Source organism: Loktanella sp. SALINAS62, assembly GCF_018263905.1.
In the GTDB taxonomy this organism is placed as follows: Bacteria; Pseudomonadota; Alphaproteobacteria; order Rhodobacterales; family Rhodobacteraceae; genus Loktanella.
In genome coordinates this window covers 1-206 of record NZ_JAAFZU010000087.1, presented here as the reverse complement: position 1 = coordinate 206, position 206 = coordinate 1, and the positions used below count along the sequence as shown (strand labels likewise).

The window sequence follows — 206 nt, the reverse complement described above, 5'->3', positions numbered from 1 at the left end:
CGCAACACGCCGCCCCGAGATCGAGGTGTCCGGGATCGCCGCGAGGCATTCCCGGGTCACATCATCAACCACGTTCAGGATGCGGAACCGTCGGCCGCAGGCGAGCTGGTCATGGACAAAATCCAGCGACCAACGCGCATTGGGCCGGGCCTCGACCAGGATCGGTGCCCGGGTTCCCACCGCTTTGCGCCGGGCGCGCCGCTTAC

1 pseudogene is annotated in these 206 nt (G+C 68.0%); it reads right to left on the bottom strand.

What is annotated here, in order from left to right:
• Positions 1–206 (bottom strand): annotated as a pseudogene (locus tag GZH79_RS18585) (IS3 family transposase); the annotation flags it as partial.